Below are 22,762 nucleotides of genomic sequence, written 5' to 3'. Positions count from 1 at the left end.
CGTTCAGCTCATGGCCCCCGCGCGGACATTCGCGACAAAGCGAGCCAGCGCGTTGCCGACCTCGTCAGGCGCTTCCTCCTGCAGGAAGTGCGCGCCCTTGATCAGGACAGTCTGCTGGTTGGGCCAGGCGCGGCAGAATTCGCGCTGTGCGCCAATCAGGAAACCGGCCGGATCGGCATCGATGAAAAGTTTCGGTATCGGGCTGGTGGAGAGCCAACGCGCGTAGTCTTCGACGATCGCCACCACGTCGGCCGGTTCGCCGGCGATCGGCAGATCCCGCGTCCAGGCCAGCATCGGCATGCGCGACAGGCCGGGATTGCGATAGTGCCGCCGATAGACCTCGATCGCCTCATCGGGGATATGGCGCAGCGGAAGCAGATATTCGATGAAGAGATTCTGCCGAAGGATCAGATCCTCGCCGCGATCGGTCCGTTGCCCCTGAAAGAAGGCGCGGGTAGCCGCGGGCCACTCCTCCCAGGACGCGAACGGCCGCACGATCCCTTCCATATAGGCGATCGCCTTGACGCGCCCCGGATTGCGCCGGGCCCAATCAAAGCCCAGCGCCGAGCCCCAGTCGTGAACGACGAGGATCACGTCCTTCGTCAAGCCCATCGCCTCGAACCAGGCGTCGAGATAGCGGCGATGATCGACGAACCGGTAATTTCCGTCAGGCGCAGGGCCGGAATTGCCCATGCCCACATAGTCCGGCGCGAGGCAGCGCCCATAGGGCAACAGATAGGGAATGATGTTGCGCCACAAATACGAGGGCGTCGGATTGCCATGCAGGAACACGATCGGGTCGCCTTCGCCGGCATCGACGTAAGCCATATCGGTATCCAGCACCGCCACGCGCTTCCGGTAGGACACTTCCTCGGTCGAGATCAGGGGATGCGTCATTGGGAGTTCTCCTCTGTTCATGCCTTCAGCCAACACCGGCTAACGCATTTAACAGGTGTTTGTTGCAGAAACCAGTAAAAAGATTATGCTGGTGTCATGAGGCATTCGGAAAAATTCCCGGTTCCCGCCGATATCGCGCTGCTGTACGATTTCGTGAACTCGATCGACCTGCGCCGGTACGTCGAGCAGGGCGTCGCGCATGAGCCCGGCGACGAACTGGCGACGCCGGCGCAGCTCGAAAAATGGCTTCAGACGCGCGGCCTGTTGAAGTCCGGCAGCCGGATCTCGCCCGCCGAGCATCGCGAAGCGCTGGAATTGCGCGCAGCCCTCAGGCAATTCCTGAGTTCTTCACCGACACAGCAGAACGCCGCGGCAATCGAGCTCGAGCGCGCGGCCGCCCGCTTTCCCTTGTCGGTCACGGCTTCGCGGAAGCGTTCGCTCGACCTGCGGCCGGTGGCCCGGCGCGCGAGCAGCGGGCTTGGCGGCGTTCTCGCCGAGCTCGTGCGCCTAGCCGATAGCGGCAGGCTTGAACGTATGAAGATATGCAGTTCCGAGGAGTGCCACTGGGTTTTTTACGACCGCTCCAAGCCCGGCAATCGGCGCTGGTGCTCATCGGACCGATGCGGAAACCGGGAGAAGACCCGAGCCTATCGCGACCGCCAGCGCCGCGGCGATTGATGGCTTTGCGCCCTCGGGCAAATGCACGCATTGCCCGAGGAGAAATCGCGGATTGCGGACCTTTTGGATCCGTAATCCCTGTTACTTCCACTTCGCCAGATAGAAGCGTGGCAGCTCGTCCGGATACGGCGTGAAGTCGAGCTGCTTGGAGTGGCCGTAGGTCGTCACATAGGTGTGCAGCGGCGCCCAGTAGGCCTGCTCGGTGATCTTCTTGATCGCCGCCGAATAGGCCTCCTTGCGCACCTCCGGATTGATGGTTGAGCCGCCCTGCAGCAGCCATTTCTGCACCTCCGGATCGCGCGCGTAGTCGTCGGCGCCGCCGTCGAAGTAATTGGGCAGGATGGCCGAGACGTCGTTGATCGAATAGCTGCCCCAGCTTCCGAGATACATCCTGAGTTCGCCGGCCTTGGCGCGCTGGATCAGGGCTGCGGTCTGGAGCTGGTTGAGCTTGGCGCGGATGCCGACGGCATGCAGGTAGTTCTGCACCGATGAGCCCCATTGCGGCAGCACATAGCTTGCAAGCTCCACATCAAAACCGTCGGGATAGCCGGCCTCAGTGAGAAGCTGCTTGGCCTTCGCCGGACTGTAGTCGTAAGCCACCGCGGCCTCGGCATCGCAGCCGAATTGCGAGGGGAAGCACGGTGCCGCCGGAACGCGGCTGCCGCCGGTGACGAGCTTGTCGGCGATCGCCTTGCGATCGATCGCATGCCAGATCGCCTGACGCACCTTGAGCTTGGTCAGGGGATTGTCGGCGCCGGTGCGGCCTGCGGCATCGAGCGAGAGGAAGCCGATCCGCATCGATTCCTTGCGCACAGCCTGCAGATGCGGCATCCGGTTCACGGCTTCGAGCTGGTCCGGATTCATGTTCCAGATCCAGTCGGCGCGTCCGGCGAGCAATTCCGTCATCTCGGTCGCGGCATCGGGCACGAAGCGCACGCTCATTTTCTTGATCGCGGGCTTGCCCTTGGGACTGCCGGCCCAGTAATCGTCGAACCGCTCGAAGTCGATCGAGACGCCGGGCTCGACCTTGGTGATCTTATAGGGGCCGGCGCCCACCGGCGCCTTGGCGTAGCCTTCCGCGCCGACCTTCTCGCGGTAGGCCTTGGGATAGATCGGCAGCACCAGCGCGAAATATTCCAGCGCCGCCGGGTTAGGCCGCTTCAGCTTGACGCTCACCGTGAGGTCGCCGGTCTTCTCGGCCTTGTCGATCCAGTTGTAGTTCGACGGCGTCGAGACGCGGCTTGCCGGATCAGCCACGAGGTTGATCGTATAGACGACATCATCTGCGGTAAGCTGGCTGCCGTCGTGGAACTTGACGCCCGGCCTTAGCTTGAACTCGATCGTGGTCGGATCCGGCAGCTTCCACTCGGTGGCGAGCAGCGGCTCGATCTTGAACGTATCGGGATTGCGATAGACCAGCGCGTCCCAGCCCTGGTGATGCATCACCACGCCGGTGCGCAAATTATTATAGAAGGGATCGATGTTGGGCAGCGCGTCGCGCATCACGATGCGCAACGTGTCGGCGGATTTTTGCGCGGTGGCCGGCAGTGCACCGGCGCCCGAGAGAACCGCGGCCAGAATTGCAACGCCGAGCCTTTTTTGCATGCGCATATCGCTCTCCATTATTTTTGATTACAGACGACGTGAAGCACGCCCTATGCCAGATGACATTCTACCATTCCCTGGGGCGGGCGGACCATGGGCACTGGTGTCTCATGGCGGCAGCGCTCGACCGCGATGCGGCAGCGCGGATTGAACCGGCAGCCCGGCGGAATATTCGAGGGATCCGGCATGACATCGCCGAGGCCGATATCCGGTACGCCCTTGCCCGGTTCCGGGGTCAGCACGCTTTCCAGCAGCGCCCTGGTGTAGGGATGCGCGGGCTTTCGAAACAGCGCGTCGGTTTCGTTGCGTTCGACGATCCGGCCGAGATACATCACCGCGACTTCACTTGCCACATGCTCGACGACGGCGAGATTGTGGCTGATGAAGAGATAGGTCAGCCCGAGATCGCGGCGCAGGTCGGCCAGCAGGTTGAGGATCTGGGCCTGCACCGAAACGTCGAGCGCGCTGGTCGGTTCATCGCAGATCACGATTCTGGGCTCCAGCACCAGCGCGCGGGCAATCGCCGCCCGCTGGCGTTGTCCGCCGGAGAGCTGCGCCGGCATGCGCTCGCCCATCGCGGCCGAGAGGCCGACGCGCTCGAGAATGCCGCCGACCCGGCGCTCGATCTCGGTGCGCGAGAACGTGCCCTGGGCTTCCAGCGGCAGCGCGACGATGTCCCTGATGCGCCGGCGCGGATTGAGCGAGGCGAACGGATCCTGGAACACCGGCTGGATCAGCCGGGCGCGCGCCTTGCGGTCGAGGTCGAACAGGCGTTTGCCGTCGACCAGCACGGTGCCCGCCGTCGGCTTCAGCAGTCCGAGGATCAGGCGCGCGAGCGTGGATTTGCCGCAGCCGGACTCGCCCACGACACCAAGCACGCTGCCGGCTGGCACGCTGAAGGTTACATCGTCGACCGCGATCACGCGCTTTTCTGCAGCCATCAATCCGGCGTTGACGCGGAATTCGCACCGCAGGTTCTCGACCTCGATCGCGGCGGTCATGCGGGTTGCAGCTCCGCCCAGTCCGGCTCCAGCCGGCACAGATAATCATGCGCCTCGCCCGCCGGGCGCCGCGGTATCGCGCGCGTGCAGGTCTCGTCGGCATGGGCACAGCGCGAGCGAAAGGCGCAGCCGGCAAAGCCGGGACCGATCGCCGGCACGACGCCCGGAATCGAGCCGAGCGGCCGATCGCGCTGCACGCGGCCCGGCACCGGCACGCAGGACAGCAGCCCGCGCGTATAGGGATGCTGCGGCGCGCGGAACAGTTCCGCGGTCGGCGCACGCTCCACCACCTCGCCGGCATACATTACCGAGACATGGTCGGCGACACGCGCGACGATGCCGAGGTCATGGGTAATCAGCAGGATCGACAGGCCGAACTCGCGCTTGAGGCTCGCCAGCAGCCGCAGGATCTGCGCCTGCACGGTGACGTCGAGCGCGGTGGTCGGCTCGTCGGCAATCAACAGTTCGGGATCGCACATCAGCGCCATCGCGATCATGACGCGCTGGCGCAGGCCGCCCGAAAGCTGGTGCGGAAACTGGCCGAGCCGCATGCCGGGTGCGGTGATGCCGACGCGCGCCATCAGCTCGGCGGCGCGCTCCAGCGCCGCGGCGCGCGAGCCGCCCTTGTGGCGGGTCAGCACCTCGGCCATCTGCGAGCCGATGGTGAAAGCGGGGTTGAGGCTCGTCATCGGCTCCTGGAAGATCATCGCCATGCGATTACCGCGCAGCCGCGCCATCTCGCGATCCGACAGCGAGGTGAGGTCGGTGCCGGCAAAGCTCATCCGTTTCGCCGAACGCTGACCTCCGCGCGCAAGCAGGTTCATGACCGCTAGCGCGGTGACCGACTTGCCGCAGCCGGATTCGCCGACCAGGCAATGGGTCTGGCCCTTCTCGACCCGGAAGGAAGCGCCACGCACCGCCGCGGTACGGCCGAACGTGACCTGAAGCTCTTGCACTTCCAGGATCGCGCTCATCGCAGTCGCTCCGCGCCGAGCAGATTACGCAAGCCGTCGCCGACCAGGTTGATGCCGAGCACCAGAACCGCCAGCGCGACGCCGGGGATCATGATCACCCATGGTGAGAAGAACATGTAGTCCTTGCCTTCCGCGATCATCAGCCCCCAGGACGGCAACGGCGGCGGCACGCCGAGTCCGAGAAATGACAGGGCGGCTTCGAGCAGGATCGCGAGCGCCATTTCCAGCGTCGCCACCACCGCGAGGTGGCTCGCGATGTTCGGCAAAATCTCCTTGATCAGGATATGCGGCATCGAGGCGCCGGCGCACCAGGCGGCGCTGACATAGTCGTGGTTGCGCACCTGCATGGTGGTGGCGCGCGCCACCACGGCGAAGCGGTCCCACAGCAACAGCCCGAGGGTTGCGACGACGAGCCCGAGGCCCGACCCCATCAGCCCGACCACGGCGAGCGCGACCAGCACCACGGGAATCGACAACCGTGTCGTGATGGCGAACAGCACGAGGTCGTCGACGCGGCCGCCGAAGAAGCCGCCAAGCACGCCGAGCGTGGTGCCGATCAGCCCCGACGTGATCACCGTCATGATGCCGATCAACAGCGAAATGCGCGCGCCATAGACCAGCCGTGCGAGATAGTCGCGCCCGAGCTGATCGGTGCCGAGCAGGTGCCCCGCCTCGCTGCCCTCCATCCAGAACGGCGGCTTGAGACGGTTGCCGAGATCCTGCGTGAACGGGTCCTGCGGCACCAGCCAATTGCCGATCAGGGCTGCGGCCAGGACCAGGGCGATGATGGCGATGCCGATCGCAAAGCCCGCCGTGCCGATCCGCGAGGTGGCGATGGTCGACGGCTGCGGCGCCTGAATGGCAATCGGTTCGCTCATCCGGTCCGCAGCCTCGGGTCGAGCAACGCATTGAGTATATCGGCCAGCAAAGTGAGACCGATATAGAACACCGCCAGCACCAGCACCACCGCCTGCACGACAGGGAAATCGTTCTTGGCGATGCTCTCCCAGCCAAGATAGCCGACGCCATGCAGCGCGAACACCGTCTCGATCACGATCGAGCCGCCTAGCATGAAGCCAAGCTGGACCGCGGCAATCGATACGACCGGTATAGCGGCGTTGCGCAGCGCGTGCTTGAAGATGATGCGCGCCCGCGACAGGCCCTTGGCGCGGGCGGTGCGAATGTAATCCGACGCCATCGCCTCGATCATGCCGGAGCGCGTCAGCCGCGTCAGCGCCGGAATCGCCGTGAAAGCGAGCACGATGCCCGGCATCACGAAATGCTGCCAGGTGCCGGTGCCAGATATCGGCAGAATGCCGAGTTGCAGGCCGAGCACGATCATCAGGATCAAGGCGAGCCAGAAGCTCGGCACCGCCTGCCCCACCATCGTGAACAGAGTGACGCCGCGATCGATCCAGGTGTTCTCGCGAAGCGCGGCCAGGATGCCGAGCGGCAGCGAAACGATCAGGGCAAGACTTAAGCCCACCAAGCCAAGCGTGATCGTGATCGGCAGGCGCTTCTGGATCAGGTTCGCCACGCTGTCCTTGAAGAAATAGCTCTGGCCGAAATCGCCGACCATGGCGCGACCGGTCCAGGCGAAGAACTGCACATAGAGCGGGCGATCAAGGCCGTAGGCCTTGCGCACGATTTCGACATCGGCCTGCGTCGCCTGAGGGCCCGCGATCGAAACCGCAAGATCACCCGACAGCCGCGTCAGCAGGAAGGCAAGCGTCATGACGGTCAGCGCGACCAGCACCCCGAGAGCAAGACGCCTGGCAATCAGACGCAACATCTACAAAACTCCAGCGCCAACGCACGCATCGTGATCGGCGAAGCAAGCGCAAGTGTCACCAAACCGCCGCCCCATGCAAGAGCCGATTGCAACGATTTCCCATCGCCACGATGGCCTGTGGCGATGATGCAATGTGTGTGTCATTGCGGACTGCAATCCCACGACTAACGTCTGGCCCGGCACAACTTTTGCGCTGCCTCAAATATAGCGCCCCGGCGCGAACGGCGCGACGTCGAATGGCGGCGACGCACCACTGATCATAGCGGCGATGGCGGCGCCGGTCGCGGGGCCGGTCGTGAAGCCGATGTGCTGATTGCCGAACGCAAGCCAGAGGCCGGCATGCCTTGGCGCCGGTCCGATCATCGGCAGGCTGTCCGGCAGCGTCGGGCGCGAGCCTCGCCATGCATCGCCGACGGGGTCGCCGAATTCCACCACGCCGCGTGCGAGCGGAACCACCTGGTCGAGCTGGGCGAACGAGGAAGGCGCGTCGCGATCGGTCAGTTCGACGCCCGAGGTGACGCGGATGCCCTGCTCCATCGGCGTCATGATGAAGCCGCCGTCGATGTCATAGATCGGACGCCGCAACGAACGCGCTGCGTTCGGCTTGAATTCGCGGTGATAGCCGCGTTCAAAGGCGAGCGGCACGCGATAGCCGAGGGGACGCAGGATGTCCGCGGACCATGGTCCGAGCGCGACCGCGACATGGCGCGCCGACATGTCACCATCGGCCAGCACCACGCGCCAGCGGTCGCCGTCGGGCAGGATCGCCTTGATTTCCGACTGCCTGACATCGCCGCCGGCTTCAGCAAACATCCGCGTATAGGCCTTGACCACCGCGCCCGGCGAATCCACCGAGGCGGTCTCCGTGTGCAGCAGGCCTATCTTGTAGACAGGCACAATATCAGGCTCGAGCGCCGAAATGGCCTGACGGTCGAGCCATTCGCTGGCGATGCCATATTCAGCCAGCAGCGCCTGCTCCGCTTTCACCGCGGCAACCGCTTCGCCGCGCCACGCCTTCAGCCAGCCGGTTTCGCGGATGCGCTGCGCTGCATCGGCCTTCACGATCCATTCCCGATGCAGCTTCGCCGAGGCGCCGATCAATCCGTGCAGCGCAGCCGCTCGCGGCCTGAAGCGCGACGCCACCGAATCGGCCAGAAAGCGCGCGACCCAGCCGGCGTTCTGCAGCGCCCAAAGCGGATTCCATCGCAAGGCCGCGTGGCGGTTGGTCAGGTATTTCGGCAATGCCTTCCATAGCGATGGATTGTTGAGCGGCGTGATCGAGCCGCTGCTGATGATGCCGGCATTGCCGTACGAAGTTTCACTGCCCGGCTCGCGCCGGTCGATCAGCACGACCGACATCCCGCGCTGGCGCGCGGCATAGGCCGTCGACACGCCGACGATGCCCGCGCCGAGCACCACGACATCCGCTTTGTCTTCCATCATCGATATTCCAGACGCTTCCACCGGAAAGATTTCACATCATGGGCGGCCCGCCGCCGGCCGGCAACACCGGAAAGTTCCCCTCTCAACAAATGATCACCAAAACGCCGCATGTGAGTCCGCAACCTTTTTGACTCCCGTAGCTTTGTGCAGCGCGACGTTCGTCGCATTTCAGCCAACCATCATAGGAGTTGACTACATGGCTGCTCTACTCGGAAACCTGCTTGGTACCGTCGATGGCCTGCTCGGAACCGCCACCGGCGTGCTTGGCGGCGCAAGCGCAAGCGGTAGCGCTTCGGCAAGCGCCAGCGGCACGGCGGATTTGTCGCACACGCTCGATCTTGGCACGGCGATCGAGACGAGCCCGAGCATTGACCTGTCCGCCGGGCTTGACGGCATCGACGCCTCGGTTTCCGCACCGACCCTGATCGGTGCCAGCGCGGATGTCGGTCATCTCGATGTCGGCGGCCTGCTCCACGGCCTCGCCTGATCCCTGTTGCGTAAAGTTATTTCAACAACGCGCGGCGTGGGGAGCGCATCCCCACGCCGCCTCCCGGTCGCCTGCGCTGCACGCATAGATCGTGCAACGCTCCATCAACCATGCCCAAGGTGATCGCCGAATGCCTACGGGCGCACTGACTCTCTCGGACGACTCCACCGTGCCGGCGCGGCGGACCGACGACGTTCGCCAGGCGCTGATCGCGCTGTGGCCACACTTTCTTTGGGCCGGGCTGTTCTCCAGCGCCATCAACCTGCTCTATTTGAGCTCGCCGCTCTATTTGATGCAGGTCTATAACCGTGTGCTGCTCAACGAGAACGTCTCGACGCTCGTCCTGCTCACTTTGATCCTCGCGATCGCGCTGCTCACCATGGCGGCGCTGGATGCGGTGCGTTCCTGCGTGCTGATCCGCTGCGGCATCCGGCTCGACATGGAGCTGTCGGCGCGCGTGTTCGAGGCGCTCGTGGTGCGCTCGGCACAGCGCGGTGCCTCACGCGGCGCGCAGCAATTGCGCAATCTCGACCAGTTCCGCACCTTCGTGACCGGCCCCGGCATCTACTTCGCGTTCGACCTGCCGTGGATTCCGATCTATCTGATGCTGCTGTTCTTCATCCATCCGCTGCTCGGCACCGTCGCCACCATCGGCGCCGTGCTGCTGCTCGCCCTCGCCGGGCTCAACGAAATGATGACGCGCGAGCCGATGAAGCAGGCGGAGGCGGCCGGCAACCAGTCCTACGTCTTCACCGAGAACATCCTGCGCCACGCCGACGTGATCCGCGCCATGGGCATGCAGCCGGCGGTGGAGCGCAACTGGCAGAGCCAGCGCTCGTCGATGCTGGTGCAGCAGGCGCAAGCCAGCGACAAGAACGCGGTGATGACCTCCTCGATCCGCTTCTTCCGCCTGCTCTTGCAATCGCTGATGCTCGGCACCGGCGCCTGGCTTGCCATCGACCACGCCATCACACCCGCCACTATCTTCGCCGCCAGCATCGTGATGGGCCGCGCGCTGGTGCCGGTGGAACAGGCGGTCGGCACCTGGAAGCAGTTCATCGGCGCCCGCGAAGCCTATGCGGAAGTGCGCGAGCTGCTCGGAGAGATCGATCTGACGCCGCCGCAAACCATCGTGCCGCGGGCGCGCAACACCATCGAGGTGCGCGAATTGCGCTGCCTGCTGCCGGCGCGCAAGGAGCCCGTGATCAAGGACCTGACGTTCGAGCTCGGCGCCGGGCAGGCGCTCGGCATCGTCGGCCCGAGCGGCTCCGGCAAGAGCACGCTGGCACGGCTTCTCGTTGGAGCGATTGCTCCGGCCGACGGGCGGCTGCGCTTCGGCGGGCTCGACTACAGCCATTGGGATCCGCTCGAGTTCGGCCGCCATGTCGGCTATCTGCCGCAGGACGTCGGCCTGTTCGCCGGCACCGTGCGCGAGAACATCGCCCGCTTCGGCGACGCCTCGACCGAAGAGATCATCGACGCCGCCAAGCGCGCCGGCATTCACGAGATGGTGCTGGACCTGCCGAGGCAATACGACACGCGGCTGGGTCCCGGCGGGATCGGCCTGTCGGGCGGACAGCGCCAGCGGCTGGCGCTGGCACGGGCGCTGCTCGGCCGCCCGCCGCTGCTCGTGCTCGACGAGCCCAACGCCAATCTCGACGCGCCCGGCGAGGAGGCGCTCAAGGTCGCGCTGCTGCAGGCCAAGAGCGAGGGCGCCACCATCATCGTGATCACCCACCGCACCACCATTCTCGACATCGTCGACGTCATGATGGTGCTGCGGGGCGGCATGCTCGACATGCTCGGCCCGCCCGGCGAGGTCTATCACGCCTTGCAGCAGGCTGCCGCGGGACGGGCGTCATGACCGCAATCGACGACGGCTACGCCCCGCTACGCGACCGCGCCCGCTATTCGCGCCCCGCACGGCCGGCGCTGCTCGGCGCCGGCGTGGTCGCGGCGTTCGCAGGTGCGATGATGATGTGGGGAACGCTGGCGCCGATCTCCGGCGCCGCGATTGCCACCGGCAATCTTCAGGTCGAGGGCCGCCGGCAGAGCGTGCAGCATCCCTATGGCGGCGTGGTGCGCCAGCTTACCGTCCGCGACGGCGCGCGCGTCGAGAAAGGCCAGCTCCTGATCCGGCTCGACGACAGCGACCCGCGCGCCAAGCTCGACGTGCTCATCGCCGATCGCGACGCCGCGCTCGCCGCCCGCGCGCGGCTGATCGCCGAACGCGACAAGGGCGAGGCGCCGGATTTCGACGAAAGCCTGCGCGCCCGCAGCGAGCTCTCCGCCGTGCGCCAGGCGATGGCCAACGAGACGGCGATGATGGCGGCGCGCAAACACCAGTTCGCGGCCGAGACGGCGGTGCTGCGCGGCAAGATCAAGGAGCTGGAATCGCAGATCGCGGGCACGCAGGCGCAGCTTGCCGGCACCGAGAAACAGCGCGAACTGCTGACCGACGAGATGAACGGCGCGCAGCATCTGTTCGCGCAGGGCTATACGCCGAAGACCCGCATCCTCGCCTTGCAGCGCGAGGACGCCAGGCTGCAGGCCGATATCGGCGCGCAGCAGGCCAGCATCGCCGGCATGCAGCAGCAGATCGCGCAGAACGATCTCGAGATCGCGCGGGTGGAACGCGGGCGCATGAGCGAGATCACCGACCAGTTGCGCGCCACCGAAAACAAGCTCGCCGAACTCGCGCCCAAGATCGACGCCGCAACGGATGTGCTGGCGCGCACGCGGATTACGGCGCCGGCGACCGGCTCCGTCGTCGGCCTCGACGTGTTCACCGAGGGCGGCGTGATCCAGCCCGGCGCGCGGCTGATGGACATCGTGCCGACGGACAATCCACTGATCGCCGCTGCGAAGCTGAAGCTCTCCGACATCAACGATGTCGCCGTCGGCCACCGCGCCGAGGTGCAGCTCACCGGCATCAACTATATTGAGCGTCCGCGGCTCTACGGCACCGTGCATACAGTGTCCGCCGACCGCCTGACCGACGACAAGTCCGGACAAGGCTATTACGCCGTCGAGGTCGCGCTTGATCCAAACGACGTCAAGAAGTCGCGCGTCGATCTGCAGGCCGGCATGCCGGCCGAAGTGATCGTGCCGACACGGCCGCGCACGCTGTTCGAATATTTGCTCGGCCCGCTGCGCGACGAGATCACCCGCGCATTCCGCGAGCGTTGAGGAAGGAGTGGTCATGGCCGAATCCGTCAAGAACGCCCGCCGCTCCGACGAAGCCGAGCGCAGCCGTCATCTCGCGGCAACCGAATCGGTTGCTTTCGCCACCATGCTGCTCGGCCTGCTCAACGACGCCGACGCCGTGCTGCACCGCCTGGAGCACGAAAGCGAAGCGCGCGCGGCGGAGCCGGCCGCGCCGCATCCAGCTGAGGCCATCCCGGCAGCGCTGGTGCCGGCCGATCCCGCACCCGGCCACGACGACCAGCATGCCGGCACGATCGAAGCGCCGGCAACCGAGCTTGCACCTGCGCTCCATGCCGGCGCCACGGCCGCGACGTCTCCGCAGGCTACGAGTGAGACCGTCGCGGACACGCCATCAGGCCAGGTGCTCGGCACGCAAATTCCGGCATCCTCAGCCGCGCCAGCCAGCCTCGATGCACCGCTGGATCACGCGCCGTCGGCCGGCGCGGCCAACGGGTCAGTCGGCAGTATCGCCCCACCCTCATTCGAGCTTGGCGCAACCGTTCACACGATCACGGACACGGTCACCGGCATCGTCGACAGCGCGCTCGCAACGGTATCGAGCACGATCGCCAGCCTGAGCAGCACGGTCGGGCAACTGACCTCATCGGTATCAGATACCGTCAACCATCTCACCGATGGCCTGCTCGGCACCATCACGGGCGGCACCCATGACGCGCCATCAACAGGCGTGATCGAGCCGTTGGTGGCCGACCTTCTCAGTCCGGCACCGAGCCCTGCGGAAGCCTCCGATGCCGCGCACGGCGTGCCGCTGCTCGACACCGCGGGCGCGATTCCGACGGCGCTACTCCATCCGATGCCGCTGCAGCTCGGCTTTCTCGGCCAGCCAACCATGGATGGCCACGAGCCGCATGACGGCGCGTTCTCGGCGCTGGGGGTGCATCATTTTTGACATGCCAGCACCCGCAAGCGCTGACGTCAGCCGCGCCGAGCCTTCTGGATCGCAGCGACGTCAATCTTCTTCATATCCATCATCGCATCAAAGGCGCGCTTGGCTTCAGCACCGCCAGCCGCCAGCGCCTCGGTCAGCACGCGCGGCGTGATTTGCCAGGAAACGCCCCATTTGTCCTTGCACCAGCCGCACGCGCTCTCCTGCCCGCCATTGCCGACGATCGCGTTCCAATAGCGGTCGGTTTCCTCCTGATCGTCGGTGGCGATCTGGAACGAAAACGCTTCGTTATGCTTGAACGCGGGACCGCCGTTGAGGCCGAGACAAGCCACGCCGGCAACCGTGAATTCGACCGTCAGCACGTCACCGGCCTTCCCGGACGGGTAGTCACTCGGCGCGTGATGAACCGCGTGCACTGCGCTGTCGGGGAAGGTCTCGGCGTAAAAACGGGCAGCAGCCTCGGCGTCCTTGTCGTACCAGAGACAGATCGTGTTCTTTGCCATTGCGCGTCCTTTCAGTTCCAAGCCGCCCCCATCCGCTCCCTAGATAGCGAGCCCGGTGCCCCAGCTTAATGTCTCACTTGGCCATAACGAAGGCCAGCTTACCGCTTCGTGCCAGCAGCGGAGAATCAGATTGCGGCGAGCCGACGCGAGATTGAAAGTATGGCGTCTCCCGTCTCTGCCGGACGCAGCGTGGGATGGAGATGCGTGCCTTGCAATCTCGTCACCGGCCAGCCGCGCCGCTGCGCTTCCGCGGCGGCGTGATCATAGATCCTCGAGGTCTGGATGAACCCGGCAGGGATATGGTCCCAGCTTGCGAGTTCGATCGTGTCGTCGAACCAATCGACCTGCATTTTCGGCAGCTCGTTTTCGAACTGCGCGAAGGCTGGGGGATCGCTGGCCAGAATATCGAGCCCAACAAGAGACGTGCGTTCCGCATCGCTTGAGAACCATTTTGACCAAACCGGGAGACTTCCATCGGGCTCTGCAAGGCTTTGGATGCGATCGCGAAGCGCTGGCCTCACGGGCGAGGCTGGGCCTTGCGATGGAGGAACTTCACCATCGACGATGATGAGGCTGCGCGTGGGTAGCCTGATGGCAAGATCAGCAGCCAATACGCTTGCCGAACTATGACCCACCACAACCAGTTCATCGGCGGGCGCAATGTGATCGAGAAGACTGCGGGTCCATGCACGCCAGGCCGGCGGCACGGCATGATAGGCCAGGATATCCGGCACTTGGACGCGCCATCCCGCCTCGCGCAGGTGCTTGGCCGTCGGCTCCCAGCTAGATGCGCGGACCAGCGGTCCTGCGACAAGGACGAAATCTGGCGACACGGCCCCTCCTCGCTGCGATATAGCCAGCGAGCACCGCTGCCGGCAAGTTCGCTTCTGATCGCAATTTGGCGAAAGTGGGCGCCGGTGTGCCCATTGCAAATTCAAATGGCGCGCCACAGCCGATGGAGATGGGCACGGCTGCTTCGCCATGACGCCATGTCAGAATCGGAGCTGGCGATCGGCGCCTCCGCGAGCGGATACACCACGGCGAGCGAAATGCGCACGAGAAACAGGCCGCCGCCGAACGCGGTCAGCACAATCAGCGGCCAGCGCGACAGCAGCGGCTCGGCGCGGCCGCTCCACAGCACATAGGCGCAGCCGAGCGAATAGAGGCCCACGGCGCCGACACGATGATCATGCGCGGGCGGGGCCGCATCACCAGACGAGCGGGATCAGACGATAGCGCACGCGGTGCGCATATTCGTCATAGCCATCGAGACCGGTGCGCAGCGCCTTTTCCTCGATGCCGATCCGGATGCCGAGCAGGAGGGCGACGATGGGGACCGTGGCAAGTCCCCACCACGAGCCGAGCACGAGCGAGGTGCCGGCAGAATAGAACAGCGCGCCGAAATACATCGGATGGCGAACAATGGCGTAAGGGCCCGTCGTAATAACGGCCTGCCGTCGGTCCTTTTGTATTTTGACGACGGGCGCTGCGAAGCTGTTCGTGCGCATAGTCCAATACATGAACGAGAACGCCGCCAGGAGGAGGCCGCATCCTGCCCATTGCACGAAAGGCGGCATTCTTGACCAGTGCCAGCGCGCAGCGTCCGCTGCCATGAAGCCCATCGCTCCGAACATAAGAAGCAGAAGTGGGATCAGGACCAATTTGTCTGCGAGCGGCTGATCCTTCTGCACGGGCGGCTTAAGGCGCTCGCGGAGCAGGCCGGGATCGACGCGCATCATGTGCAGCCCAAAAACGGCCGAGATGACGGCCATTTCGCCGAGATAGAGCCACCCGCCGGCATAATCCATCGTGCCTGCAGCGCCGAAGATGATCGCGGCCATGAAGCCGAACCAGAGAATTGTCTGGATGAGAAAATTCAGAGCGAGGCTCATTTCTTGCTCTCCATCGAAGCCGTTGATCCTCCGCGGCGCTCGCGCCGCGGCGAATTGTTCTTCATCGCGACTGGCGGCCATGCTTCCAGCGGATGATGGCCTCTTCCATGACGCCGCGCGTCACCCGATAGAAATCCGCCATCTCCTGGAGACGCGCGCCTACCGCCTTGGACGCCGTAATTCGGGCCCCTGCGTCGAGCTGCCCAGCCAATGCTTCGAGGAGACGGTTCTGCTGCCGGATCGTGGCTTCATAGTCGTCGGCCACGGCGTAAAGCGCGCGTTTCGTTCCAGGCTCGCTGTGGCGACGCGCGAGCGTGTAGCTCTCCAACAGCCGCGCGGCCACGCTTGCGCTGCTCTTGCTGATCCCGAGGCCCTCGGTGATCTGGTCGAGGCTGACAGGAGCCGGGCACAGAAGCAGATATCCGTAGAGCCGGGCGGCGGCAGGCGGCACGCCCCAAGGTATCAGCAGCCGAGCCACATCCTCGACGAAGCCCCGCTGCCCCTTGGCCGGTTTATTCGACATATTCGGCATATTCCGAATATACAGAAAATAGCGCCAAGCATCAAGCTGGGAGCGTCCAATGTTTCCGTATCTCGTTGCCGCGATCGTTGTTGGGCTGCCGACGATCTACGTCGCTGTGAGATACCGCGAGTACCGCAAGTTCCTCGCCGGCGCGTTCTTGGTCAGCAGCGGGATGCAATTCTACTTTAACTTGGTGAAACTCCCGGTCCCGCTGATCTGTACCAGCACTGTCCAGTCGCCCGAGCTCAGCGCTGTGCGTGGCACGATCCACTTCGTGCTCTTTCTTCTGTCTGTATTTCGGGTGGTTCTTCCGCGCCACGCGCCACGCTGGGTGATACTGGCAGTTCCAGCGCTACGAAGGCTCGCACCGTTCCTGCGGTGCCTCGCCGGCCCTGCGGTCCACACGCCAGTTCCCTACCGGTCGTCGCGCGCCGACTATTGTTAAGAGAGTCGCAGCGCGTTCACCAGGGCAGACAGCGCAGCAGGCTGATGCCGACGACTGGGGTAGTACATGAAGAAGCCGGGAAATGGCGGCGTCCAGTCCTCCAGTACGCGGATAAGGCGGTGCTTCGCAACATGCTCTGCGACCTGCTCTTCGTATGCGAGTCCCAGGCCGACGCCAGCGAGTGCCGCCTGAATCACTAGGTTGGTATCGTCGACTATGAGCGGGCCGTTCACGCTGATCGTCACCGCCTTTCGTCCTCGCTCGAACTCCCACCGATACGGACCGCCCGGAAGATGCAGGCCTATGCATCGATGGTCATTTAGATCCTTCGGCTTCCGAGGAAGGCTTCGTGATGCAAAATAGCCGGGCGATCCGACCACCGCCAATCGCAGCTCCTGCGTGACCCGCACCGCGATCATGTCCTTTTGAATGTACTCGCCGAGTTGAATACCAGCATCGAACTCGCCCGCGACGAGGTCTACCGGGCCAGTGACGGTAACAACGTCGAGAACAATGTCAGGGTAGGCCTCAGCGAATGCCGTGAGCCGCGGCAACAAAACCATCACAGCAGCCGACCGTGACATTGCAATTCGAAGGCGCCCCGCTGGCCGGTGCCGAACGCTTCGAGCGTTGTCGAGGGCACGCGCAATTTGCTCGAGTGCCGGAGACAAGTCCCTCAAAAGAGCTGCTCCTGCAGCGGTTGGCGCGACGCTCTTCGTTGTCCGAGCAAGAAGCTGCAACTCAAGTCGTTGCTCAAGTCGCCGAATCGTGTGGCTCAGGGCGGACTGAGATACACCTAGCTTCGCCGCAGCTCGTGTAAAGCTTCGTTCACTAGCGACGATTGCAAACGAAGCGAGTTCGTTCAGTTCGTTTCTCATGATTTATGAATCTGGCTCATAACCCCATCCTACGCAACGTGTCTAGGCTCATAAGCCACTGTGCCCTAGGATTTGCCAACAAACGAGGCCCTGCATGTTCGGCCAGTTTGACGCTCGGCATAGATGCCCGAGGTTGAATCGGTGCGGTTAACAGCACTTTGGGGGACGACTAATGGATATCGATGTTCGCGCCTTGCGCTCTCTAGCGCAGACCTATTTCGACGCGGCCTATGAAATGGATGCTGACAAATTCGCGTCTATATTTGATCCCGCGAGTTCCGTGACGAAGGTCGGCGACAACGGCAACGTGAGCGTGACGCCGATTGCGATGTGGTTAGCGGCCGTGCGCAACATGACAGCCCCTAAACAACAGGGCTTGGAGCGCCACGATCAGATCATATCAATCGACGTTGAAGAAGAACTCGCGCTTGTGAAGCTGAAATTGCAAATCCCGCCGCGCTACTTCACGGACATGTTGTCATGCTTAAAGATTAACGGAACCTGGAAGATCGTTCAGAAAGTCATGACTTCGAAAACATAACGGCTGTAGTGCCGCCTTGCAAAATTCAGGCGAACGGCGTCATCAACGCGGCCGATTCTTCGCTCAAGGATCGGATGGCGGAATTGTCCGCGGTCCGCGACCAAGCGCACGCGGACGCCGAATGCGCAGTCGCGGCGCTTGAACGTGTTGGCCAGCCATCACTCTCGGCGCGCGCCGCTGCAGGGCGGCGGCTGCTGGCGTTCGCAGCTTTGTACCGAGAATGGCGCGCCCGAAAGGATTCGAACCTCTGACCCCCAGATTCGTAGTCTGGTGCTCTATCCAGCTGAGCTACGGGCGCGTTTTCGCTTTGACATTGGGCTTCAGGGGCCCGGATGCGCCCGATAAAGGTTCGGACGGTCGCGAAAGAGCGCTCTAGCTACCCGCTCCGGCTTCGCTTTGCAAGGTCCGGAAAGGCGGTCAGGAGGCGAATAAAGCGGTGGTAAATGCGCGCCTTGAGCAGTCTCGCACCTCACTTCTGGATTCCGGGTTCGATGCTTCGCATCGCCCCGGAATGACGTGGAGGAACAAGCGCTTACGCCCGCGCTCGCTCGTTGCGGACGCTCTGCAGTTCCACCGGGCGGTCGGGAATCGAGATCCGGAAGGTGGCGCCGATGGTGCCTTCGACCAGGTGGATATCGCCGCCATGGGCACGCACCAGTTCGGCAGCGATCGCCAGCCCCAGCCCGCTGCCACCGGGGCGGCCGGAGGTCTGGAACGCCTCGAACAAATGCTCGCGCGCCTTCGCCGGCACGCCGGGACCGGTGTCGGAAACCTCGATGATGGCGACCGAGCCCTCGCGGCGGCCGGTGATGCGGATCTGCAGCGGAGAGCCATCGCCCTTGGGGCGGCTATCCAGTGCCTGCACCGCGTTGCGCACCAGGTTGAGCAGCACGCGGAAGAGCTGGTCCGGATCGGCGTCGATCGAGAGGCCGCGCTCGATTGCGCTGATCCAGGTGATCGAGGCGTCAGCGGCGAGGCCGGCGGATTCGCGGACCTCGGTCACGACGGGCTCGACCTGGATCATGCGGCGGTCCGGGGCGGCTTCCTGGGCGCGGCCGTAAGACAGCGTCGACTGGCAGAAATCGATGGCGCGCTCCAGCGAGCGCATCAGTTTCGGCGCAAAGCGCTGCACCCTGGGATCCGGCACGCTGGCGAGTTGGTCCGACAGCAATTGCGAGGACGCCAGGAGGTTGCGCAGATCGTGGTTGATCTTCGATACCGCAAGGCCGAGCGCGGCGAGCCGGCTCTTCTGCGAAAGCATCGAGACGAGATCGCGCTGCATGTCGGACAATTCGCGTTCGGCGACGCCGATCTCGTCGCCGCGCTGGCTCGGCACGATGATGCGCGCTGCGCTTTCCGGGTTTTCGTGGAAGCCGACGAGATTCGCGGTCAGCCGCCGCATCGGGCGGACGAACAGATAATGGAGCGCGAGGTAGACCAGCCCCGCGGCGAGCATCGCGATCCCCAGCGAGACCAGCAGCAGGTTGCGGGAGAACCGGTACATCGCCAGGCGCAACGGCTTTTCATCGATCACGATCTCGATGAACTGCGCGCCGCCGGGCGCCGGTCCCACCACGCGGAGGGTCTGGTTGCCGGTGTCCAGCATGGTCTCAAAGGATTCGACGATCGCGGACCACACTGTCAGGGTCCGCAGGTCGATATCGCGGTCGATCGCCGCGGGCAGGTCGGCGCTGGCGAGCAGCCGGCGCTGCTGCCCCATCTTGATGGCAACCGCGCGCGCGCCGACGCTGGTCAGAATCTGCCGCGCGAGCGAATCCGGGACCATGCCCAACGGGGCCGCATCCAACACCAGGGCAGCGGTGTTGGCCGCCGCCAGGCGGTCGTTCAGCCGGTTGGTCCAGAAATTTGCGATCGACGGCACGTAAGTCATCAAGAGCGCGATCATCACGAGCGGGATGGTCAGCAGCAAAAGCTTGCCGGACAGGCCGAGCCGACGCGAGCCCGCCGGCCGCGGCAGTGGAGGAATCGGCTGGTCATCGGTCGCTGACACGAATATCTTACCTTGATATCTTCAGGTTCTGGAGCCCGCCGGAGTCACCGCGCCCAGCCTATATGGTCGGTCGTACCGTGATTCCGAGGATGCGGTCGCGCCGCCGACGGGTCAAATTACCGATCGCTAATGTCATGCGGTTCCGGTAGTCCGGGCACACCGCCGTCTCGCCCCCGAAAACCCCGCGAAAACAGATATATTCGCCCCAATTGCGACGTTTCAAAGAACGCGTCCTGCGGCAACCCCTGACATTGACGAAAACAGGTCGCTCCCGTATAAGCCGCGCCAATTGTCCGCGATGGCCCGGTTTCACCCGGGGGCGGCTCATTTGGGGCCGTAAACGGCCCCTTTTCGGGCCGGCCCGCATCATCGGACGTGATCTCAATCCAACAGGCAAATTGCCCGGTCAGCGGAGAACTACCCGTGAAGCGGACTTATCAACCCAGCAAACTGGTGCGCAAGCGCCGTCACGGCTTCCGCGCCCGTCTCGCCACAGCCGGTGGCCGCAAGGTCCTCGCTGCGCGCCGTGCGCGCGGCCGCAAGCGTCTGAGCGCCTGAGCCGGATCCTTTCCGGAGATTTCATTCATGGATCGGCTGAGGCAGCGGGCGGATTTTCTCGCCGTTGCCAATGGCACGCGGGCCAACAGCGCTGCCTTTGTCGTACAGGGCCGGGCCCGCGACGATGACGGCCCGATCCGGATCGGTTTTACCGTTACCAAGAAGAACGGTACCGCCACCGAGCGCAATCGCATCCGGCGCAGGCTTCGCGAGCTGGTGAAGCGGCTGGACGTCATATCCATGCGACCGCACCATGATTATGTGCTGGTAGGCCGCCGGGCCGCGCTCACCCGCGACTTCGCAACCATGCTCGACGATCTCCGCTCGGCGCTGCATCGCCTCGACCGGCAGTCGACGGGCAAAGCGTTTTCGAGCGAAGTGGCTTCCGGTTCGCGTGAAGAAAACGCGTCAAGACGAAAACTGAGGGCCTCGGTTCCGACGTCAGTCAGAACCGAACGAGCCCGAAACCCGAATTGAATGGCGAGACCTCAAAAACGATGACCGACAACCGCAACACCATCCTCGCCGTCATTCTGTCCGGCCTCGTCCTGATCGCCTGGCAATATTTCTACAACATGCCGCAGATGGAGCGGCAACGCGCGCAGAGTCAGACCCAGGCCGAACTCAACAAGTCGGCGCCGCCTGCAGCGCCCGGCGCCACCACCCCGCAACCGGGCGCGACGCCCTCAGCGGTCGCGCCCGCCGGCCAGCCGGCGCAGCCGGTGGTCAGCCGCGCCGCCGCGATTGCGGCCTCGCCCCGCATCAAGATCGAGACGCCGCGGCTTTCCGGCAGCATCTCGCTGAAGGGCGGCCGCGTCGATGACCTGTCGCTCGAGAAGTTCCGCGACACCGTCGATCCGAAATCGCCCGCGATCGTGCTGTTCTCGCCTTCGGGCACGGCGCATCCCTATTACGCCGAGTTCGGCTGGGTCGCCGCCTCCGGTTCGAGCGCGAAGCTTCCCGACCGTGAGACGGTGTGGCAGCAGGAAGGCTCCGGGAGCCTGACGCCGGAGAAGCCGGTGACGCTGAAATGGGACAATGGCGAAGGCCTCACCTTCCGCCGCACCATCGCGATCGACGACCGCTATCTCTTCACCATCAAGGATGACGTCACCAACGTCAGCAACGCACCGGTCACGCTCTACCCCTTCGCCCTGATCTCCCGCCACGGCACGCCTGAGGTCTCGGGCTACTACATCCTGCATGAAGGCCTGATCGGCTATCTCGGCGAGAAGGGCCTGCAGGAGCACGGCTACAAGGCCGTCGCCGAGGCGCCGGTTCTCGGCAATGGCGGGCGGGGATTCGAGTTCAACGTGACGAACGGCTGGCTCGGCATAACCGACAAATATTGGGCGGCTGCGCTGTTGCCCGACACCTCGGCACGCCTCAAGGCCCGCTTCCTCGCCGAAGAGCCGGGTCCCAAGGTTCGCTATCAAGCCGACTACCTGCAGGATCCGCAGACCATCGCGATCGGCGGTACCGGCAGCGCCAATGCACGGCTGTTTGCGGGGGCCAAGGAAGCCGGCGTCGTCGGCATCAACTTCCCGCTTGCCGGCCATGGCGGCTACAACAAGCAGCTCGGGCTCAACCACTTCGACCTGTTGATCGATTGGGGCTGGTTCTATTTCATCACCAAGCCGATGTTCCTGGCGCTCGACTATTTCTTCCATTTGTTCGGCAATTTCGGCCTCTCGATCCTGCTGGTGACCGTGCTGGTGAAGCTCGCGTTCTACCCGCTCGCCAACAAGTCCTACGCTTCAATGGCGAAGATGAAGTCGGTGCAGCCGCAACTGCAGGCACTCAAGGAGCGTTATCCCGACGACCGGCAGAAGCAGCAGCAGGAAATGATGGAGATCTACCGCAAGGAGAAGATCAACCCGATCGCGGGCTGTCTTCCGGTGGCGCTGCAGATCCCGGTGTTCTTCTCGCTCTACAAGGTGCTGTTCGTCACCATCGAAATGCGCCACGCGCCGTTCTACGGCTGGATCAAGGATCTCTCGGCGCCGGATCCGACCACGATCTTCAACCTGTTCGGGCTGTTGCCGTTCGATCCGACGCACCTGCCGGTGCTTGGCACCTATCTCGCGCTCGGCGTCTGGCCGATCATCATGGGCATCACGATGTGGATCCAGATGAAGCTGAACCCGACGCCGCCGGATCCGACCCAGAAGATGATCTTCGACTGGATGCCGCTGATCTTCACCTTCATGCTCGCGGGCTTCCCGGCCGGCCTCGTGATCTACTGGGCCTGGAACAACCTGCTCTCGGTAGTCCAGCAGAGCTACATCATGCGCAAGAACGGCGTGAAAGTGGAGCTGTTCGATAATCTCAAGGCGAGCTTTGGCATGGGCAAGCCAGTCGAGAAGACGTGATCGTCGCGCCCTCGCAATGGGCTCCGTCATTGCGAGCGATGCGAAGCA

24 protein-coding genes and 1 tRNA gene are annotated in these 22,762 nt (G+C 64.2%); 10 read left to right on the top strand and 15 right to left on the bottom strand.

Going from position 1 to position 22,762, the window contains the following annotated elements:
- Nucleotides 1-3 precede the first annotated feature (3 nt).
- Nucleotides 4-897 carry a haloalkane dehalogenase gene (locus tag HCN50_RS10265; RefSeq protein ID WP_171709521.1) on the bottom strand — a complete coding sequence of 298 codons (894 nt, stop codon included), beginning with the start codon at nt 895-897 and terminating at the stop codon, nt 4-6.
- A 96-nt stretch (nt 898-993) separates the two neighbouring features.
- On the opposite strand from HCN50_RS10265, the gene HCN50_RS10260 reads away from it, so the two are divergent.
- On the top strand, nt 994-1,575 hold the full coding sequence (locus HCN50_RS10260) for a CGNR zinc finger domain-containing protein (RefSeq protein WP_171709520.1): 582 nt from the start codon (nt 994-996) through the stop codon (nt 1,573-1,575).
- A gap of 81 nt (nt 1,576-1,656) precedes the next feature.
- On the opposite strand, the gene HCN50_RS10255 is transcribed toward HCN50_RS10260, so the two are convergent.
- From HCN50_RS10255 to HCN50_RS10230, 6 genes are all read right to left on the bottom strand, one after another.
- Nucleotides 1,657-3,186 carry an ABC transporter substrate-binding protein gene (locus HCN50_RS10255; RefSeq protein ID WP_171709519.1) on the bottom strand — a complete coding sequence of 510 codons (1,530 nt, stop codon included), beginning with the start codon at nt 3,184-3,186 and terminating at the stop codon, nt 1,657-1,659.
- A 44-nt stretch (nt 3,187-3,230) separates the two neighbouring features.
- A complete protein-coding gene (locus tag HCN50_RS10250; RefSeq protein ID WP_171709518.1) occupies nt 3,231-4,181 on the bottom strand; it encodes an ABC transporter ATP-binding protein in 951 nt (316 codons plus the stop codon).
- Nucleotides 4,178-5,155 carry an ABC transporter ATP-binding protein gene (locus HCN50_RS10245; RefSeq protein WP_171709517.1) on the bottom strand — a complete coding sequence of 326 codons (978 nt, stop codon included), beginning with the start codon at nt 5,153-5,155 and terminating at the stop codon, nt 4,178-4,180. The genes HCN50_RS10250 and HCN50_RS10245 overlap by 4 nt, the downstream gene beginning before the upstream one ends.
- Nucleotides 5,152-6,033, bottom strand: a complete 882-nt coding sequence (locus HCN50_RS10240; protein WP_171709516.1) for an ABC transporter permease — start codon at nt 6,031-6,033, stop codon at nt 5,152-5,154. The genes HCN50_RS10245 and HCN50_RS10240 overlap by 4 nt, the downstream gene beginning before the upstream one ends.
- Complete coding sequence (locus tag HCN50_RS10235; RefSeq protein WP_171709515.1) at nt 6,030-6,947, bottom strand: ABC transporter permease; 918 nt, start codon at nt 6,945-6,947, stop codon at nt 6,030-6,032. Before HCN50_RS10235 ends, HCN50_RS10240 begins: the two co-directional genes overlap by 4 nt.
- Nucleotides 6,948-7,145: 198 nt before the next feature.
- The gene (locus HCN50_RS10230) at nt 7,146-8,387 is read right to left on the bottom strand and encodes an NAD(P)/FAD-dependent oxidoreductase (protein ID WP_235976882.1); all 1,242 of its coding nucleotides are present in this window, start codon (nt 8,385-8,387) and stop codon (nt 7,146-7,148) included.
- Nucleotides 8,388-8,586: 199 nt separating this feature from the next.
- On the opposite strand from HCN50_RS10230, the gene HCN50_RS10225 reads away from it, so the two are divergent.
- The 4 genes from HCN50_RS10225 to HCN50_RS10210 all read left to right on the top strand — a co-directional run bounded on the left by HCN50_RS10225 (nt 8,587) and on the right by HCN50_RS10210 (nt 12,994).
- Entirely contained in the window at nt 8,587-8,877 is a 291-nt protein-coding gene (locus tag HCN50_RS10225; RefSeq protein ID WP_171709513.1) for a hypothetical protein, read from the top strand.
- Between the two features lie 130 nt (nt 8,878-9,007).
- Nucleotides 9,008-10,741: a type I secretion system permease/ATPase gene (locus tag HCN50_RS10220; protein WP_171709512.1), complete on the top strand. Its 1,734-nt coding sequence runs from the start codon at nt 9,008-9,010 to the stop codon at nt 10,739-10,741.
- The gene (locus HCN50_RS10215; protein ID WP_171709511.1) at nt 10,738-12,066 is read left to right on the top strand and encodes an HlyD family type I secretion periplasmic adaptor subunit; all 1,329 of its coding nucleotides are present in this window, start codon (nt 10,738-10,740) and stop codon (nt 12,064-12,066) included. Before HCN50_RS10220 ends, HCN50_RS10215 begins: the two co-directional genes overlap by 4 nt.
- A gap of 13 nt (nt 12,067-12,079) precedes the next feature.
- A complete protein-coding gene (locus HCN50_RS10210) occupies nt 12,080-12,994 on the top strand; it encodes a hypothetical protein (RefSeq protein WP_171709510.1) in 915 nt (304 codons plus the stop codon).
- Nucleotides 12,995-13,020: 26 nt separating this feature from the next.
- On the opposite strand, the gene HCN50_RS10205 is transcribed toward HCN50_RS10210, so the two are convergent.
- The 5 genes from HCN50_RS10205 to HCN50_RS10185 all read right to left on the bottom strand — a co-directional run bounded on the left by HCN50_RS10205 (nt 13,021) and on the right by HCN50_RS10185 (nt 15,909).
- A complete protein-coding gene (locus tag HCN50_RS10205) occupies nt 13,021-13,494 on the bottom strand; it encodes a VOC family protein (protein ID WP_171709509.1) in 474 nt (157 codons plus the stop codon).
- Between the two features lie 125 nt (nt 13,495-13,619).
- Complete coding sequence (locus HCN50_RS10200; RefSeq protein WP_171709508.1) at nt 13,620-14,327, bottom strand: alpha/beta fold hydrolase; 708 nt, start codon at nt 14,325-14,327, stop codon at nt 13,620-13,622.
- A gap of 101 nt (nt 14,328-14,428) precedes the next feature.
- Nucleotides 14,429-14,665 carry a hypothetical protein gene (locus HCN50_RS10195; RefSeq protein ID WP_171709507.1) on the bottom strand — a complete coding sequence of 79 codons (237 nt, stop codon included), beginning with the start codon at nt 14,663-14,665 and terminating at the stop codon, nt 14,429-14,431.
- A gap of 37 nt (nt 14,666-14,702) precedes the next feature.
- Complete coding sequence (locus tag HCN50_RS10190) at nt 14,703-15,386, bottom strand: methyltransferase family protein (protein WP_171709506.1); 684 nt, start codon at nt 15,384-15,386, stop codon at nt 14,703-14,705.
- Between the two features lie 61 nt (nt 15,387-15,447).
- Complete coding sequence (locus HCN50_RS10185; RefSeq protein ID WP_210264867.1) at nt 15,448-15,909, bottom strand: GbsR/MarR family transcriptional regulator; 462 nt, start codon at nt 15,907-15,909, stop codon at nt 15,448-15,450.
- 58 nt (nt 15,910-15,967) lie between these two features.
- Here HCN50_RS10185 and HCN50_RS33065 point away from each other — a divergent pair, with 58 nt between their 5' ends.
- Nucleotides 15,968-16,354 (top strand): hypothetical protein, encoded by a 387-nt coding sequence (locus HCN50_RS33065; protein WP_210264866.1) that lies wholly within the window; start codon nt 15,968-15,970, stop codon nt 16,352-16,354.
- On the opposite strand, the gene HCN50_RS10175 is transcribed toward HCN50_RS33065, so the two are convergent.
- On the bottom strand, nt 16,351-17,235 hold the full coding sequence (locus HCN50_RS10175; protein ID WP_311968037.1) for a LysR substrate-binding domain-containing protein: 885 nt from the start codon (nt 17,233-17,235) through the stop codon (nt 16,351-16,353). The genes HCN50_RS33065 and HCN50_RS10175 overlap by 4 nt on opposite strands.
- A gap of 169 nt (nt 17,236-17,404) precedes the next feature.
- Between HCN50_RS10175 and HCN50_RS10170 the strand changes: the two genes are divergently transcribed.
- Entirely contained in the window at nt 17,405-17,773 is a 369-nt protein-coding gene (locus tag HCN50_RS10170; RefSeq protein ID WP_171709504.1) for a nuclear transport factor 2 family protein, read from the top strand.
- Nucleotides 17,774-17,994: 221 nt separating this feature from the next.
- On the opposite strand, the gene HCN50_RS10165 is transcribed toward HCN50_RS10170, so the two are convergent.
- Together HCN50_RS10165 and HCN50_RS10160 are read right to left on the bottom strand one after the other, a co-directional pair.
- Nucleotides 17,995-18,071, bottom strand: a tRNA-Arg gene (locus HCN50_RS10165).
- Between the two features lie 234 nt (nt 18,072-18,305).
- Complete coding sequence (locus HCN50_RS10160; RefSeq protein ID WP_311967803.1) at nt 18,306-19,784, bottom strand: sensor histidine kinase; 1,479 nt, start codon at nt 19,782-19,784, stop codon at nt 18,306-18,308.
- Nucleotides 19,785-20,207: 423 nt separating this feature from the next.
- On the opposite strand from HCN50_RS10160, the gene rpmH reads away from it, so the two are divergent.
- From rpmH to yidC, 3 genes are read left to right on the top strand one after another with little or no spacing between them, the layout of a single operon-like run.
- Entirely contained in the window at nt 20,208-20,342 is a 135-nt protein-coding gene (rpmH, locus tag HCN50_RS10155; protein ID WP_008542748.1) for a 50S ribosomal protein L34, read from the top strand.
- A 27-nt stretch (nt 20,343-20,369) separates the two neighbouring features.
- Nucleotides 20,370-20,819, top strand: coding sequence for a ribonuclease P protein component (gene rnpA / locus HCN50_RS10150; protein ID WP_171709503.1), 450 nt, complete (start codon nt 20,370-20,372; stop codon nt 20,817-20,819).
- 20 nt (nt 20,820-20,839) lie between these two features.
- Entirely contained in the window at nt 20,840-22,714 is a 1,875-nt protein-coding gene (yidC, locus tag HCN50_RS10145) for a membrane protein insertase YidC (protein WP_171709502.1), read from the top strand.
- Nucleotides 22,715-22,762: the final 48 nt, after the last annotated feature.

Source organism: Bradyrhizobium archetypum, assembly GCF_013114835.1.
Lineage (GTDB): Bacteria > Pseudomonadota > Alphaproteobacteria > Rhizobiales > Xanthobacteraceae > Bradyrhizobium > Bradyrhizobium archetypum.
This window is presented reverse-complemented; position numbering and strand designations above follow the sequence as displayed.